This is a genomic window from Ruegeria lacuscaerulensis (assembly GCF_013034685.1).
GTDB classification, from domain to species: Bacteria; Pseudomonadota; Alphaproteobacteria; order Rhodobacterales; family Rhodobacteraceae; genus Ruegeria; species Ruegeria lacuscaerulensis_B.
Genome location: NZ_WQGO01000005.1, coordinates 26,489 through 41,246, shown reverse-complemented (window position 1 = coordinate 41,246; position 14,758 = coordinate 26,489). Strand labels below are relative to the sequence as shown.

Below are 14,758 nucleotides of genomic sequence, written 5' to 3'. Positions count from 1 at the left end.
GTTTTCTTTTTTGGAGGTCGGCCCTCATGCCGGATTTGTCCGAGTACCGTCAACTGGCAAAGGACATGTCAGTCGATGCCGTGGCCCTTGTGCCCGGTCCCAATTTCACCCGCGCTTTGGGGAAACCCTTCATGAGCCACGAGCGACCCTTTGTGGTCGTTATTCCGGCCCAAGGCGCCCCTGCCGCGATTGTCCCCAATCTGGAGCTTGGCACCTGGGCGCTGGTCGGCTTTGACGGTGCCGTGTTCGATTGGATGGACCAGACGGGCTATGACAGCGCTTTTGCCGCTTTGGCCGCGCACATGCCGCTGACATCGCTGGCCGTCGAAGGGCAAGTGATGCGGGTCTTTGTGTCGAAGGCTTTCACCAACGCGCTGACCGATCTGCGCATTGTGGATGCCGAACGCGAAATCTCGGGCTTGCGGATCATAAAGACCGATGACGATATCGCGGCACTGCAAGCTGCCATTGATATCTCGGAACGCGCGCTGGAGCGTGTGATAGCCGATGTGCGCGTCGGACAGACGGAAAAACAGATCGAACAGGCGCTGATTCAGGCGCTGTTCGCCGAGGGTGCGGCCTCGTTGGCGTTCGCACCAATTGTGGCGGCTGGTGACAATTCGGCCCAACCGCATGGCAAGGCGCGAGCGGATTACCAGATCAAACCCGGCGATGCGTTGTTGTTCGATTTTGGCGCGCGCAAACACGGCTTTGCCGCCGATATCACCCGTACGTTCTTTGTGGACGAAGTTTCGGACGAGGGCAGGGATGTCTACGACACCGTCCTGCGGGCCAACCTCCAAGGGTTCAACGCCTGCCGCCCGGGCACTACTGCGCATGACATCGACGATGCCGTCACTCGCGTGCTTGAGGCATCGCCTTATGCCGATCGTATCCGCACCAAAACCGGGCACGGGCTGGGCCGCGACGTACATGAAGCGCCCTATATCATGCGTGGAAATCATCAGGACATCCTTCCCGGCATGGTCTGGACCAATGAGCCCGGGCTTTATGATCTCGGAAATTTTGGTGTTCGGATCGAAGATGATGTTCTGGTGACGCAGGATGGCTGCCGGTCACTGACCCGCTTTCCCAAAGATCTCACAATCATAGGTCGCTGATGTTTGGCTACTTCCTTTCGCGCCTTGGAATGTTCGTTCCGACATTTCTGGGCGTGACGCTGATTTCCTTCATGTTCATCCGGGTGCTGCCCGGCGATCCCATCATCGTCATGGCCGGAGAACGCGGTATGACTGAAGAACGCTATCAAGAGATGGTGGTCAAGCTGGGCTTCGACAAACCGGTGCTGCAGCAATACTGGGACTATCTGGTCGGCGTTATGCATGGCGACTTGGGCGAAAGCTTTGTCACCAAGAAACCGGTCTGGGATGAGTTCTTTGCCCTGTTCCCAGCCACGCTGGAACTGTCGATCTGTGCGATGATCTTTGCCGTGGCTCTGGGCTTGCCTGCGGGTGTGATTGCTGCCGTGAACAGAGGCAAGTTCTTTGACCGCGCGCTGATGTCCTCGGCTTTGGTTGGCTACTCGATGCCGATCTTCTGGTGGGCCCTGCTTCTGATCATCGTATTCTCGGGCAATCTGGGCTGGACGCCGGTATCGGGGCGGATCGACCTGTTGTATTACTTCCCCAGCGTGACCGGGTTCATGCTGATCGACAGCTTGCTTTCGGGGCAGGAGGGGGCGTTTACCTCAGCCGTACGCCACCTGATTCTGCCGACCATCGTGCTGGGCACCATCCCACTGGCGGTGATCGCGCGCCAGACTCGCTCAGCCATGTTAGAAGTTTTGGGCGAGGATTACATTCGCACCGCCCGCGCCAAGGGTCTTGCGCCCACGCGGATCAACGGGCTGCATGCGCTGCGCAACGCTCTGATCCCGGTGATAACAGTGATCGGCCTGTCGGTCGGCACGCTGCTGGCCGGTGCGATCCTGACCGAGACAATCTTTAGCTGGCCGGGAATCGGCAAGTGGATGGTCGACAGTATTTTCCGCCGCGACTACCCGGTGGTGCAGGGCGGGCTGCTGATGATCGCTGTGATCGTGATGCTGGTGAACCTGCTAGTCGATGTCCTTTACGGCATCATCAACCCCAAAATCCGGAGGCGGTGATGGCCGAGCTTTCCGCAACCACCCCCAAGACCGAGGACCGCCCAAGCGCCCTGCGCGAATTCTGGTTCTATTTCAGCGAAAACCGCGGCGCGGTGATCGGGTTGTATGTGTTCATGGCCTTCGTAATCTGCGCGGCCTTTGCGCCTTTGCTGGCGCCCTACGACCCGACTGAGCAGTTCCGCGACCACATCCTGCAACCCCCCGCGTGGCAAGAGGGCGGCAGCTGGGCCTTTCCGCTGGGCACCGATCCGTTGGGGCGGGATATGCTGTCGCGGCTGATCATGGGATCACGCTATTCCTTCTTTGTGGGCATCGTTGTTGTCTGTGTGGCCGTGACGGGCGGCGTGATCATCGGGCTTTTGTCCGGTTTTGCGCCGAAATGGGTCGATACGCTGATCATGCGGGTGATGGATATCATCCTGTCCTTCCCCTCGCTGCTGTTGGCGCTGGTGCTGGTGGCTATTCTTGGGCCGTCGCTGACCAATGCGATGATCGCTATCGCCATCGTTTTTCAGCCGCATTACGTGCGCCTGACCCGAGCCTCGGTTCTGTCTGAGCGACAGAAAGACTATGTGACCTCGGCCCGTGTGGCGGGCGCGGGCAAGGCGCGGCTGATGTTCAAGACTGTGCTGCCCAACTGTCTGGCCCCGATCATCGTGCAGGCGGCGCTGTCCTTCTCGACCGCCATTCTGGACGCCGCCGCGCTTGGATTTCTGGGGATGGGCGCGCAGCCACCCACGCCGGAATGGGGCACCATGCTGGCCGAGGCGCGTGAGTTCATTCTGCGCGCTTGGTGGGTCGTCACCTTCCCCGGCCTTGCCATTCTGGTCACGGTGCTGGCAATCAACCTGATGGGCGACGGCCTGCGCGACGCACTGGACCCGAAACTGAAGCGGAGCTGACGATATGAGCTTGCTGGATATCCGAAACCTCACCGTCGAATTCGCCACCGCCTCGGGCCAGTTCCGCGCCGTGGACGGCGTGGACCTAACCGTTGACAAGGGCGAGCTGATGGCCATCGTCGGTGAAAGCGGCTCGGGCAAATCCGTGTCGATGCTAGCGCTGATGGGCCTATTGCCTTGGACCGCTACAATCACCGCCGACCAGCTGAGTTTCGAAGGCATTGACCTGACCAAAATCTCGGCCCGCGACCGGCGCAAGATCATCGGCAAGGACATCGCCATGATCTTTCAGGAGCCGATGTCGTCGCTGAACCCCTGTTTCACCGTGGGCTTCCAGATCAAAGAAGCGCTGCGCATCCATCTGGGCCTGAACCGCAAAGACCGCCACCAACGTGCGATCGAGTTGTTTGATCAGGTCGGCATTCCTGCACCGGAAAGCCGGTTGAACACTTTTCCGCACCAGATGTCAGGGGGGATGAACCAGCGGGTCATGATCGCCATGGCGATTGCCTGCAACCCCAAGCTGCTGATCGCTGATGAGCCGACAACAGCGCTGGACGTCACCATTCAGGCGCAAATTCTCGATCTGCTGGTGCGGCTGCGCGATGAACAGGGGATGGGTCTGGTTTTGATCACCCACGATATGGGCGTTGTGGCCGAAACCGCCGAACGGGTGCAGGTACAATATGCCGGTCAGAAGGTCGAGGAACAACCGGTCAAAGACCTGTTCCGCACCCCGCGCCACCCCTATACCTCGGCGCTGCTCAGCGCGCTGCCGGAACGGGCGACCTCTAAAATGTTGCCGACGATTCCGGGTGTGGTGCCGGGGCAGTTCGACCGCCCCAAAGGCTGTCTGTTCAGCCCACGCTGTCAGTTCGCCGATGTCACCTGTCAGGCCATCCCGCCCACACCGCATAGCGATTTGTTCGGCAAGGCGCGGTGTCACCATGTCGAAAGAATTGCAGCCGGAGAAATGGCATGACAGCTCCTATCGTTCAGGCAATCGCGCTGGCGCGACACTATGAGGTCAAGGGCGGGCTGTTGTCTAAATCGGCCACGGTCAAGGCCTTGTCCGGCGTCGATTTCGCGATGCAACCGGGCAAGACACTGGCGATTGTCGGCGAGTCGGGCTGCGGTAAGTCCACGCTAGCGCGCGTCGTCACAATGATCGAAGAGCCGACCTCGGGCACGTTGTCCATTGACGGGGTTGATATCACGCCGTCGAAATGGGCGCAGATGCGCGATACGGTGCAGATCGTGTTTCAGGACCCCTATGGCTCATTGAACCCACGCCAGCGGATTGGGCAAATTCTGCAGGAGCCGCTGATCATCAACCGCCCTGACATGTCTGCCGCCGACCGCGAAGCACGGGCGCGCGAGATGATTGATCTGGTCGGGCTGCGGTCGGAACACTATGACCGCTATCCGCACATGTTCTCGGGCGGTCAACGTCAGCGGATCGCAATTGCACGCGCGCTGATGCTGAACCCCAAAGTGCTGGTGCTGGACGAGCCGGTCTCGGCCTTGGACGTGTCGATCCAGTCGCAAATCCTGAACCTTCTGGTTGAATTGCAAGAGCGCCTGAACCTTGCCTATCTGTTCATCTCGCATGACCTGTCGGTAGTTAAACACTTCGCCGATGATGTGATCGTTATGTATCTGGGCCGCGCGGTCGAGCACGCCACGAAAGACCAACTGTTCGCCGCCCCCCGTCATCCCTATTCCAAGGCGCTGTTATCGACCACGCCGCGCGCGGACCCTGAGGCGCGCAAGGAACGGATCAAGCTGGAGGGGGAGTTGCCCTCGCCCATGAACATCCCCAAAGGCTGCGCTTTTGCGCAAAGATGCTGGCTCGCAACAGATGAATGCCGCGCAGCCCCGCCCGAGCTGTCAGGCGAAGCCCATCGCGTGGCCTGTCTGCATCCGCTGGACTGACCCTAGTCTTCGGGGTTTCGCGTTGCCGTGACCATGGCCAGCAACTGGTCTTTGGTGCGTTGGATGTGCCGGGTTAGCAGATCGCACCCGGCTTCGACATCGCGCGCGCGGGCAAGGGCCAGCAACTCGCCATGATCACGCTTGGCGGGTTCGCGCTGTTCCATGACGCTTAGATGCATACGGACATAGCGATCCGATTGCACATTGACCCGTTGCAGAATGTCATTGGTAAGCCCGCGCCCTGCCGCTGCATAAAGCGCCTTATGATATTCATAGTTCAGACCGCCCCAGCGCCCGACATCGTAGGCTTCGTAGGATTTCTCCATCTCATCCAGCAACCTTTCGCATATGGCGAAATCGGCTTCGGTCATAAGTGGGATCGCGCGGCGGAACAGGTCAACTTCGAGCAACACGCGTAGGTCGAATATCTCGGCGATTTCGTCCAGCGAGTGCGTGGTCACGGCAGCGCCGCGATTGTTGGTCAATTGTACCAGCCCTTCGGCATCCAACCGCTTGAGCGCCTCGCGGATCGGCATGCGCGAGACATCATAGTCCTCGGCCAGCGCTTCTTGGCGGATGGTCTCACCCTCGGCCATCTCGCCGCTGAGGATTCGCTCGCGCAAGTCATTGGTAATGACATCTGGCAGGCTTTGCCGTGGGATCGCGCGGGTGCTTGGCATTGTGTTCATCTCGGGCAGTGCATTTTGTATCCAAAGTACAAACTGGAGGCGAGATTTCCAAGGCCTTAGCGAATGGGTATTTTGCGCACCCAAGCTGACCTGACATTCGGTTGATGCAAGCCATTAAAATAAAACCCCAGACTGCTGATGCGATCTGGGGTCCATTGGTAAGTGATTTGGTGCCAGGGTTAGCCCTGAACAACATCCTGCCGTTGCACGCCCAGTCCTTCGATCCCCAACTCCATCTTGTCGCCGGGCTTCAGATAGGTTTGCGGGTTCTGTCCCATCCCAACACCCGGAGGCGTCCCGGTCGAGATCACATCCCCCGGCTGCAGCGACATGAATTGCGACAGGTGCGAGATCACCGTGGCAACGCCGAAATGCATCGTCTTGGTCGAGCCGTCCTGATAGCGATGCCCGTTGACCTCAAGATACATCGGCAGGTTTTGTGGATCCGGCACCTCATCGCGCGTAACCAGCCAGGGGCCGATTGGGCCAAACGTGTCGGCAGACTTGCCCTTGACCCACTGGCCCGAGCGGTGCAGCTGAAAGTCTCGCTCGGACAGATCATTGACTACGCAATAGCCCGCGACATGATCCAGCGCTTCCTCTTCCGAGACGTATTTCGCCTCTTTCCCGATCACCACGCCCAGCTCGACCTCCCAGTCGCTTTTGACCGAGTTGCGGGGGATTTCGACCGTGTCATTGGGACCGATGATGGCGGATGTGGCTTTGAAGAAGATGACTGGTTCGGCGGGCAGCTCCATGCCGCTTTCGGCGGCGTGGTCGGCATAGTTCAGACCGATGCAGATGAACTTGCCCACCTGGCCCACACAGGCCCCGATGCGGGTATTGGCATCGACGGCGGGCAGGCTGGCAAGATCCAGCGCGTCTAAGCGCGCCAGGCTTTCATCGTCAAGCGTTGCGCCTGCGATATCATCAACTACCCCAGATAGGTCGCGGATCGTACCGTCCTGATCCAGAATACCGGGCTTTTCCTGTCCGGCAGGGCCGTGGCGTAGCAACTTCATCGTAAAATCCTCACTATCTTCAGATCGTCCAGCCGCCATCGATGGCGAATGGCTGGCCGGTGGTGTATTTGCTGGCGTCGCTTGCGAGATAAAGCGCGAGCTCTGCGATTTCGTCCGCCGAGCCGATGCGCCCCATCGGTTGGCGGGCTATAAAGCCGGACATTGCCGTTTCATAGTCACCGGTCGCCCGCAAACGGTCGTGCAGGCTGGGGCTGTCCACGGTACCGGGGCAGATTGCGTTGCACCGGATGCCTTGCTGGACAAAATCCGCGGCAACGGCCTTAGTCAATCCGATCACCGCAGCCTTCGAGGCGCAATATGCAAATCGGTTTGGCACGCCTTTTATTGACGATGCAACCGAAGACATGTTGATGATCGATCCGCCGTCCTTGCCTAGCATTCCGGGCAAGGTCACGCGAATAAGTCGATACATGGCTTTGACATTCAGATCGAAACTGAAGTCCCAGTCACTCTCATTGCAATCAAGGATGGTTCCGCCGGCAACATATCCGGCACAGTTGAACAACACATCCAATGCAGGCAGGTCTGCTACGGCCGCCTTGACCGCAGCGGCATCCGTGACATCCAGCTTCAGGGTCGTGATCCCCGCAACTTCGGCCAGTTCAGCCAGCGACACATCATTGATGTCGCTGGCAATGACTTGCGCGCCCTCTGCCGCGAACAGCTCGGCCGTAGCGCGGCCGATGCCCTGACCCGCCGCTGTGATCAGGGCCGTTTTACCTGCCAATCGGTCCGAGGGGTTATGCATCCCAGTCTTTACTCTCACACGTCTTCGGGCAAAAGGCCGGTTGGGATGTCCTGGTAACAGACCGGGCGCAGAAAGCGACGGATCGACAGGGTGCCAACCGACGTGGCACCGAAATTGGTCGAGGCGGGGTAGGGGCCGCCATGGACCATGCTGTCGCAGACCTCAACCCCGGTGGGGAAGCTGTTGGCCAGCAATCGGCCCGCTTTGCGTTCCAGCAGCGGCAGCAGGGCCTTTGCGTCAGCAGTGTCGCTGTCGTCAAGATGCAAGGTACAGGTCAACTGACCCTCTACTGCGCGGGCGACCTGCAGCATCTGAGCGGTGTCGCGAACGCGAACCACTATACCGAGCGGGCCAAACACCTCTTCTTGCAGTTTGTGATCAGATAGCCAGTCGTCGCCTGACACAGCGAACAGATATGGGGCCGCGTCGCGGGCGGCGCAGCTTGTGCCCATGACCTGCGTCACACCGGTGCCAGCGGCCACCCGTGCCACGCCATCGCGATACGCGTCGGCGATGCCATCGGTCAGCATGGTCTGGTTGGCGGTTGCGTTCAGCCCTGCCTCGGCAGCGGCTTGGAAGGCGTCGGCCTCGGGCCCGTCGACTACAACGGCGATGCCGGGATTGGTGCAGAACTGCCCCGCGCCCATGGTCAGCGATCCGGCCCAGCCGGTCCCGATCCCAGCCCCGCGTGCGGCAGCGGCCTGAGGCAGGATGAACATCGGATTGACCGAGCCCAGCTCTCCAAAGAACGGGATGGGTTCATCGCGTTGAGCGCATAGATCGAACAGGGCGCGACCGCCACCCAGACTGCCGGTAAAGCCCACGGCCCGGATCAGCGGATGCTGCACCAGACGAGTGCCCACGTCACGCTTGCCCCCCTGCACCAGCGAAAATACACCGGGGTGCACCCCAGTAGCCTTGATCGCGGCGTCGATGGCCTGAGCCACAATCTCACCAGTGCCGGGATGGGCCGAGTGGCCTTTAACCACAACCGGGCACCCTGCGGCCAAGGCCGCGGCTGTATCGCCGCCCGCGACCGAGAAAGCCAGTGGGAAGTTTGACGCGCCGAACACGGCCACGGGGCCAAGCGGGCGTTGGATCATCCGCAGGTCGGGGCGGGGCAGGGGCGCGCGGTCCGGCATGGCCTGGTCGTGGCGCATGTCCAGATAGTCACCCTTTTCGATATGATCAGCGAACAGGCGCAGCTGTCCCACGGTGCGGCCACGCTCGCCCTGCAGACGGGCTTCGGGCAGGCCGGTTTCCTGTGTGCCGATTTCGGTGATGGCGTCGCCGCGCGCGTCGATCTCATCGGCAATTTTGCGCAGCAGGGCGGCACGTTCGGCGCGGGTGGACCAGCCGAAACTGGCGAAGGCCTCCTCCGCGGCTTCAACCGCAGCGTCCACCAGAGCGGGCGTTCCAACCGGGAAATCATGGCTTGGGCCGTGAGCAGGCTCCGAGCTAAAGGTGGCGTCTGATCCAAGCCATTCGCCGGCAATCAGGTGTTTTCCGATCAACATGTTTCTAAATTCCTACAACAGGCCGCGTTCGGCCAGGTTTCGCATCAGATGAGACGACCCGAACCGCCATTCGGGACATTCGGTCGACAGGCGCACCGTATTGGTTAATGCGCCGAGTTGGTCATTGGCAATTGTGACGACATCACCCAGCTTGTGGGTGAAACCACCGCCGGGTGTATCCCGGTCCTGTGTGGGTGCAAAGAGCGTTCCCAGAAACAGCATAAACCCGTCGGGATACTGGTGGTGCCGCCCGATAGTCTGTTTCACCAGATCCGCCGGGTCGCGGCTGATCTGAGACATCGAAGACGCGCCGTTCAGGACAAACCCATCCGGCCCGTTTACGGTCAGGGTCAGTTCGGCCTGCCGCACATCGTCCAGTGTATAGCTGTCATCAAACAGGCGGATCATTGGTCCGATCGAACAGGATGCGTTGTTGTCCTTGGCCTTGCTGAGCAGCAGGGCCGAGCGGCCTTCGACATCGCGCAAGTTGACGTCATTGCCCAGTGTCGCGCCCTTGATCTGACCTTGCGAATTCACCGCCAGGACCACCTCGGGTTCAGGGTTGTTCCAGGTTGAGATCGGGTGCAGGCCTATCTCGGCACCGAAGCCCACGGATGACAACACCTGCGCTTTCGAGAACACCTCAGCATCCGGTCCAATACCGACCTCAAGATACGGGCTCCAGAGGCCTTCGTCGATTAGCGCCTGCTTGACTTGTGCGGCTTCGTCGGAGCCGGGGGTGATGTTGGAAAGGCTGTCGCCGATACGCGCGCCGATGCGGGCGCGGATGGCTTCGGCCTTGGCCGGATCGCCAGCGGCCTGTTCTTCGATCACGCGTTCGACCATGGAACCTGCAAAGGTGACACCGCAGGCCTTGACCGATTGCAGATCGCAGGGGGCCAGCCATTCATGCTCGCTTTCGACCGGGCCGATCGCCTCGCCGGGGGCCGATCGTACGTAATCCGCGGCGTCGTCGCGTTCCAGAATGTCGCGAACGGTAGGAGCTTTCTTGGTGGTGATATCCACCACCTGACCCTCACGCAATGTTACCACGCACGGGCCGATACCCGGCCGTTCCACACGGCCAAGCCAAAGCCCGGCAGAATCCAGATTGAGTGTTGTCATGTCAGGTCCTAAGATTGTAAGCGCGCGCGGCGTTCCCACCGAGGATCGCATCGCGTTCGGATTGAGTCAGCGCGCTGAGAAGCGCTTCGGTGGTTTCCAGCCAGCGTTCATAAGAGCTGGCCAACGTGCAGACTGGCCAGTCGCTGCCCCAAATCAGGCGCGATGGGCCAAACGTATCCAGAAGGTGCTGAACATAAGGGCGCAAATCGTCGATCTGCCAATCCGATGCTGCTTCGGTCACCAGTCCGGATAGCTTGCAGAACGCATCGGTGTCGCGGGACAGCGCTGCCATATCCTCGGCCCAACTCTCGATCACACCGTCGCGGATTAAGGGTTTGGAGCCGTGGTCGATTACCACACGCATGTTCTTATGCCGAGCCAGCAACTGCCGCAAAGGTCCAAGATGCTGCGGCAAGGTCAGCGCATCGAATGTCAGATCATGGGATTGCAGTGCTGCGAAGGCAGGTGTAAGTGCGTCGCCCAGCATCCAGTCGGGATCTTCAATGTCTTGGATCATCGGGCGCAAACCGACCAAAGCGGGGTGTTGTGCCAGAGCAGCGATCTGTGCTGGTGAAGCCGACGCTTCGAAGTCAACCCAACCTACAACGCCCTTGATAAAGGCAGCCTGATCAGCCAGCGACAACATATATTCTGTCTCAGCTACAGTCGGAGCTGCTTGTACCAGCACCGTGCCACCGATGCCTGCCTGCTCCAACATGGGGGACAGATCATGCGGCAGAAAATCTCTATAGATCGCTGCCAGATCGGGGGTCAGCCAGCCATAGTCGTTGCGCGCGACTGACCAGAAATGCTGATGCGCGTCGATTTTCAACCGATCACCCCTTTTTTAAGGATGATATTGCCATAGAGCCTGCGCTCACCCGTTTGTACGATGGCATAGGCCGTTGCTGCGCGGTCATAGAATGCAAATCGCTCTAGCCCCTGTACATCAGCCGGGTTGTCAGCGGTTTCGTTGATGATGCGCTGAAAATCCGCCACAGCGTCAGGCACCGCATCCGGATCACCGACCACCTGCATGGTCAAAGCGGGGTCGGAGACGAAATTGTCCAGCGGCATAACCGACAGGACAGCGCGCAGGACATCGCTGGCGGATGACCCGTCGGCGCGGATACAGTCTGGTCCGGTGCTTGTGCCTGGGAAATTTGCGTCGGCGATAACGATCTCGTCGCCGTGGCCCATTGCCCGCAAAGTGTGCAGCAAGTCCGGGGACAGGATTGGATCAATATTACGTAGCATCGGCAAGCTCCGCTGGCAGGGGTGCATCGGGCCGGATCAAGCCTTCACTGCGCAGATCCGACCAGAGACCGGCTGGAATCTCGCGATCCAGCAACGCGACATTTGCCTGAACTTCCCTGGCGCTGACCGCGCCGGGGACGACAGTCTTGACGCAGGGATGGCCCAGAACGAATTGAAGTGCTGCAGCGATCAGCGGTGTGTTATGCGCGGCGCAGACTGCCTCGATCTTGCGCACGCGGTCCAAAATGTCTTCGGACGCGTCGGCGTAGTTGTATTTAGCACCCGGAACCGCGCCCGTGGCCAGAATGCCCGAATTGTAGGGGCCGCCCAGAATGATCCCGACATCGCGTTTTTCGCAAAGCGGCAGGAAACTGTCCAAAGCCTCTTGCTCCAGCAAAGTGTAGCGACCGGCCAGTAGGAACCCGTCGAAATCGCCAAGTCCTAACAGTTTTTCACAAACCTGCCATTCGTTCACGCCTGCGCCGATTGCCGCGATTTCACCCGCTTCACGCAATTCAACCAGCGCCTTGTACCCGCCACCGTCAAACAGCTCGCGCACTTTGGCGTCGGACATCTCTTGGCTGCCCTGACTGAAAACGCAGACGTCATGGACCAGAAGGATATCGGCGTTAGCCACACCAATCCGTTCACGGCTGGCCTCGTATGACCGCATTACACCGTCATAGGTGTAGTCGAACACGATCCGTTTCTGTGGTACGTCGACAAAGGCTTCGGGTGTCACTTCGTGGGGTTCGCAATCCAGCAGAAGCCGCCCGATCTTGGTCGACAGCTGGATGTTCTCGCGCCCAAATCGGGCGATTGCTTCGCCAAAACGTTGCTCGGATCGACCAAGGCCATATTGCGGTGCGGTATCAAAAAAGCGGATGCCTGAATCATAAGCCGCCTGCAGAGCCGCTTGCGCGTCAGCATCCGAAACCTTGCGGTATAGATTCCCCAGCGGCGCACCACCAAAGCCCATGCGGGTTAAAGGGACAGGGCGTGCTGTGCGGTTGTTCAGTAGTTCTGTCTGGGAAACGGTCATTCGGTCTCGCAATTCGACTTTTGTGTGAGGTTGAACAAATGGGGCTTTTGCCGTTCGAGTTCTTCTAGGCGTGGCATCAACTGCCCCAAATGGATATGCATCGCGTCTTGTGCGGCGCGTTCGTCCCGATTGGCGATTGCATCGAAGATGGCCCGGTGTTCGGCCAAAGTTTCGACCACCCGGCCAGGTGTCGGCAACAGAAGCATACGGGCTCGGCTGACCTGAAGCGACACCGTCTGCGCCACATCCGCAAGGCGATGAAACCCGGTGAAATCCATCAGCATGCTGTGGAACTCTTCATCTGCCTGATAGAATCCGGGGATGTCCTCGTCCTCGATCAAAAGCTCTTGCAAGCGCATGTTGCGGCTCAGCCGTTTACGCTGATCCTCGGTCAGATCCCGCGCGACCTTGGCGACAGTGGCCAGCTCCAGCGCTTCGCGCAGAAAAACTCCTTCGCGGATTTCGTCCATCGAGAAATAGGACACACGGGTGCCCGATTGCGGGACCACATCCACCAGTCCCTCGGACGCTAGCCGCGCGATTGCGTCAGCGACGGGTGCGCGTGACACACCCAGACGCTCGCACACCGGAGCTTTTCGCAGGTTTGCGCCGGGTGGAAAATCCAGCGCCAGAATCGCTTGCTTCAAAGATTGATGAACCCGTTGGGTCAGCGACCCTTCCGTTGACGAGATCACGGGCAGCAAAGCGGCGTCAATGTCCTGAGGTTTGTTCATGGTTTGTGATTTAGCATTCTAACATGTTAGTTGACAAGTACAGATTTTCCACTTAGCAACATGACCAAGCAAGCGGGGAAGTGATGCAAGCAAACGGCGGCATAGATGTTCTGGAGAAGGCGGCGCGAGACGTCGTGAAGTTGAACCCGGATGACAATATTGTGATCGCTCTGCGCGACTTGCAGGCGGGGGAGCAGTTGGCGGATGTTTCGGCTCCGCTGACGTCACAGATTGCGCGGGGCCACAAAATCGCAGTGGAACCGATTCGGGCTGGTGAAAATGTCATCCGCTACGGTCAGATCATCGGGCAGGCAAAATCCGACATCGCGCCAGGTGAGCATATTCATGTACACAATCTGGGCATGGGGGCGCATCAGCAGGACTATGCATATGCGTCGGCCAATGACCCGTTGCCGAAGATCGCAGAAGAACGAACTTTTCAGGGCTATCACCGTGCAGACGGCAAGGTGGGGACGCGGAATTATATCGGCATTCTGACCACAGTGAACTGTTCGGGTTCAGTCGCGCGATTCATTGCGGAAGCAGCCGAGAAATCAGGGCTGTTGGAAGCTTATCCGAACGTGGACGGCGTGGTGCCGATTGTGCATGGCACCGGCTGCGGCATGTCCGGCAAGGATGAGGGCTATGCCACTTTGTTCCGCACCCTTGCGGGCTATGCGCAGCATCCCAATTTTGCCGGTATTCTGTTGATCGGACTGGGTTGTGAGGTGATGCAGGTAGCCGACCTGGTGGGGGGTCGTCCGATCCGCCCCGATGGTGCGCTGCGCTACATGACCATTCAGAGCGAGGGCGGCACGCGGCGTACGATTGAACGAGGTTTGGCCGAGATCAAGGGAATCGCCGAACTTGCCAACCAAGTGACACGCGAACCCGCGCCGATCAGCGAGATTACGGTTGGAATGCAATGCGGCGGCTCGGACGGGTATTCGGGCATCACTGCAAACCCTGCACTGGGATATGCATCCGACCTTCTGGTGCGCCACGGTGGTACGACAATCCTGTCGGAAACCTCGGAAGTATACGGGGCCGAGCACCTACTGACCCGCCGCGCTGAAACGCCTGAAGTGGGCGCCAAGTTGATTGAGCGCATTCATTGGTGGGAGGACTATACCGAACGCAATGGCGGCGAGATGGACAACAACCCAAGCCCGGGTAACAAGCGTGGCGGGTTGACGACCATTCTGGAAAAATCGCTCGGCGCTGTTGCCAAGGGCGGCACAGCGCCGATGCGGGATGTCTACAAGTTCGGCGAGATTGTCGACAAAAAGGGCTTTGTTTTCATGGACAGCCCCGGTTTCGATCCATGCTCGGTCACGGGGCAGGTAGCCTCAGGGGCGAACCTGATCGTTTTCACTACCGGACGGGGCTCGGTCTCGGGCTATCAGCCGACCCCTTGCGTCAAGCTGGCAACGAACTCTGAAATGTACGCGCGGATGGCCGACGATATGGACCTGAATTGCGGTGACATCATCACCGATGGGGTCAGCATCGAAGCGAAAGGAGAGGAATTGTTCGAAATTCTAATCCGCGTTGCCTCGGGCGAGAAAACCAAAAGCGAAGAGCTGGGATTTGGGGGGGTCGAATTCGTCCCCTGGCAGATCGGCGCCGTAATGTAAT

General features: G+C 59.5%; 15 protein-coding genes. 6 read left to right on the top strand and 9 right to left on the bottom strand.

What is annotated here, in order from left to right; all coding sequences use genetic code 11:
* Positions 1 to 26: 26 nt before the first annotated feature.
* The 5 genes from GOV80_RS13815 to GOV80_RS13795 are packed head-to-tail and all read left to right on the top strand — an operon-like array spanning position 27 to position 4,965.
* Entirely contained in the window at positions 27 to 1,121 is a 1,095-nt protein-coding gene (locus tag GOV80_RS13815; protein ID WP_170785569.1) for a M24 family metallopeptidase, read from the top strand.
* Complete coding sequence (locus GOV80_RS13810; RefSeq protein ID WP_170356522.1) at positions 1,121 to 2,128, top strand: ABC transporter permease subunit; 1,008 nt, start codon at positions 1,121 to 1,123, stop codon at positions 2,126 to 2,128. The genes GOV80_RS13815 and GOV80_RS13810 overlap by 1 nt, the downstream gene beginning before the upstream one ends.
* Positions 2,128 to 3,030, top strand: a complete 903-nt coding sequence (locus GOV80_RS13805) for an ABC transporter permease subunit (RefSeq protein ID WP_170785567.1) — start codon at positions 2,128 to 2,130, stop codon at positions 3,028 to 3,030. Before GOV80_RS13810 ends, GOV80_RS13805 begins: the two co-directional genes overlap by 1 nt.
* 4 nt (positions 3,031 to 3,034) lie before the next feature.
* Positions 3,035 to 4,012, top strand: coding sequence for an ABC transporter ATP-binding protein (locus tag GOV80_RS13800; RefSeq protein WP_170785565.1), 978 nt, complete (start codon positions 3,035 to 3,037; stop codon positions 4,010 to 4,012).
* On the top strand, positions 4,009 to 4,965 hold the full coding sequence (locus GOV80_RS13795) for an ABC transporter ATP-binding protein (RefSeq protein ID WP_170785563.1): 957 nt from the start codon (positions 4,009 to 4,011) through the stop codon (positions 4,963 to 4,965). The genes GOV80_RS13800 and GOV80_RS13795 overlap by 4 nt, the downstream gene beginning before the upstream one ends.
* A gap of 2 nt (positions 4,966 to 4,967) precedes the next feature.
* Here the strand turns inward: GOV80_RS13795 and GOV80_RS13790 are convergent, their stop codons facing one another.
* The 9 genes from GOV80_RS13790 to GOV80_RS13750 form a co-directional block, all read right to left on the bottom strand.
* A complete protein-coding gene (locus GOV80_RS13790; RefSeq protein WP_170773079.1) occupies positions 4,968 to 5,645 on the bottom strand; it encodes a GntR family transcriptional regulator in 678 nt (225 codons plus the stop codon).
* Positions 5,646 to 5,833: 188 nt separating this feature from the next.
* The gene (locus GOV80_RS13785; RefSeq protein WP_170785562.1) at positions 5,834 to 6,676 is read right to left on the bottom strand and encodes a fumarylacetoacetate hydrolase family protein; all 843 of its coding nucleotides are present in this window, start codon (positions 6,674 to 6,676) and stop codon (positions 5,834 to 5,836) included.
* A gap of 19 nt (positions 6,677 to 6,695) precedes the next feature.
* On the bottom strand, positions 6,696 to 7,445 hold the full coding sequence (locus GOV80_RS13780) for an SDR family oxidoreductase (RefSeq protein ID WP_170785560.1): 750 nt from the start codon (positions 7,443 to 7,445) through the stop codon (positions 6,696 to 6,698).
* A gap of 14 nt (positions 7,446 to 7,459) precedes the next feature.
* Positions 7,460 to 8,962 carry an aldehyde dehydrogenase (NADP(+)) gene (locus GOV80_RS13775; RefSeq protein WP_170785558.1) on the bottom strand — a complete coding sequence of 501 codons (1,503 nt, stop codon included), beginning with the start codon at positions 8,960 to 8,962 and terminating at the stop codon, positions 7,460 to 7,462.
* A 12-nt stretch (positions 8,963 to 8,974) separates the two neighbouring features.
* Complete coding sequence (locus GOV80_RS13770) at positions 8,975 to 10,087, bottom strand: fumarylacetoacetate hydrolase family protein (protein ID WP_170785556.1); 1,113 nt, start codon at positions 10,085 to 10,087, stop codon at positions 8,975 to 8,977.
* Position 10,088: 1 nt separating this feature from the next.
* Complete coding sequence (locus GOV80_RS13765; RefSeq protein ID WP_170785554.1) at positions 10,089 to 10,919, bottom strand: amidohydrolase family protein; 831 nt, start codon at positions 10,917 to 10,919, stop codon at positions 10,089 to 10,091.
* Positions 10,916 to 11,344, bottom strand: coding sequence for an RbsD/FucU family protein (locus GOV80_RS13760; RefSeq protein ID WP_170785552.1), 429 nt, complete (start codon positions 11,342 to 11,344; stop codon positions 10,916 to 10,918). The genes GOV80_RS13765 and GOV80_RS13760 overlap by 4 nt, the downstream gene beginning before the upstream one ends.
* A complete protein-coding gene (locus tag GOV80_RS13755; protein ID WP_170785550.1) occupies positions 11,334 to 12,386 on the bottom strand; it encodes an aldo/keto reductase in 1,053 nt (350 codons plus the stop codon). The genes GOV80_RS13760 and GOV80_RS13755 overlap by 11 nt, the downstream gene beginning before the upstream one ends.
* Entirely contained in the window at positions 12,383 to 13,120 is a 738-nt protein-coding gene (locus GOV80_RS13750) for a GntR family transcriptional regulator (RefSeq protein WP_170775696.1), read from the bottom strand. The genes GOV80_RS13755 and GOV80_RS13750 overlap by 4 nt, the downstream gene beginning before the upstream one ends.
* 83 nt (positions 13,121 to 13,203) lie before the next feature.
* Between GOV80_RS13750 and GOV80_RS13745 the strand changes: the two genes are divergently transcribed.
* Positions 13,204 to 14,757, top strand: a complete 1,554-nt coding sequence (locus tag GOV80_RS13745; protein ID WP_170785548.1) for a UxaA family hydrolase — start codon at positions 13,204 to 13,206, stop codon at positions 14,755 to 14,757.
* Position 14,758 lies beyond the last annotated feature (1 nt).

Bases quoted from the DNA above. Each gene is read 5' to 3' on its own strand.
- GOV80_RS13815 (WP_170785569.1), top strand. From the start codon at position 27: ATGCCGGATTTGTCCGAGTACCGTCAACTGGCAAAGGACATGTCAGTC.
- GOV80_RS13810 (WP_170356522.1), top strand. From the start codon at position 1,121: ATGTTTGGCTACTTCCTTTCGCGCCTTGGAATGTTCGTTCCGACATTT.
- GOV80_RS13805 (WP_170785567.1), top strand. From the start codon at position 2,128: ATGGCCGAGCTTTCCGCAACCACCCCCAAGACCGAGGACCGCCCAAGC.
- GOV80_RS13800 (WP_170785565.1), top strand. From the start codon at position 3,035: ATGAGCTTGCTGGATATCCGAAACCTCACCGTCGAATTCGCCACCGCC.
- GOV80_RS13795 (WP_170785563.1), top strand. From the start codon at position 4,009: ATGACAGCTCCTATCGTTCAGGCAATCGCGCTGGCGCGACACTATGAG.
- GOV80_RS13790 (WP_170773079.1), bottom strand. From the start codon at position 5,645: ATGCCAAGCACCCGCGCGATCCCACGGCAAAGCCTGCCAGATGTCATT.
- GOV80_RS13785 (WP_170785562.1), bottom strand. From the start codon at position 6,676: ATGAAGTTGCTACGCCACGGCCCTGCCGGACAGGAAAAGCCCGGTATT.
- GOV80_RS13780 (WP_170785560.1), bottom strand. From the start codon at position 7,445: ATGCATAACCCCTCGGACCGATTGGCAGGTAAAACGGCCCTGATCACA.
- GOV80_RS13775 (WP_170785558.1), bottom strand. From the start codon at position 8,962: ATGTTGATCGGAAAACACCTGATTGCCGGCGAATGGCTTGGATCAGAC.
- GOV80_RS13770 (WP_170785556.1), bottom strand. From the start codon at position 10,087: ATGACAACACTCAATCTGGATTCTGCCGGGCTTTGGCTTGGCCGTGTG.
- GOV80_RS13760 (WP_170785552.1), bottom strand. From the start codon at position 11,344: ATGCTACGTAATATTGATCCAATCCTGTCCCCGGACTTGCTGCACACT.
- GOV80_RS13755 (WP_170785550.1), bottom strand. From the start codon at position 12,386: ATGACCGTTTCCCAGACAGAACTACTGAACAACCGCACAGCACGCCCT.
- GOV80_RS13750 (WP_170775696.1), bottom strand. From the start codon at position 13,120: ATGAACAAACCTCAGGACATTGACGCCGCTTTGCTGCCCGTGATCTCG.
- GOV80_RS13745 (WP_170785548.1), top strand. From the start codon at position 13,204: ATGCAAGCAAACGGCGGCATAGATGTTCTGGAGAAGGCGGCGCGAGAC.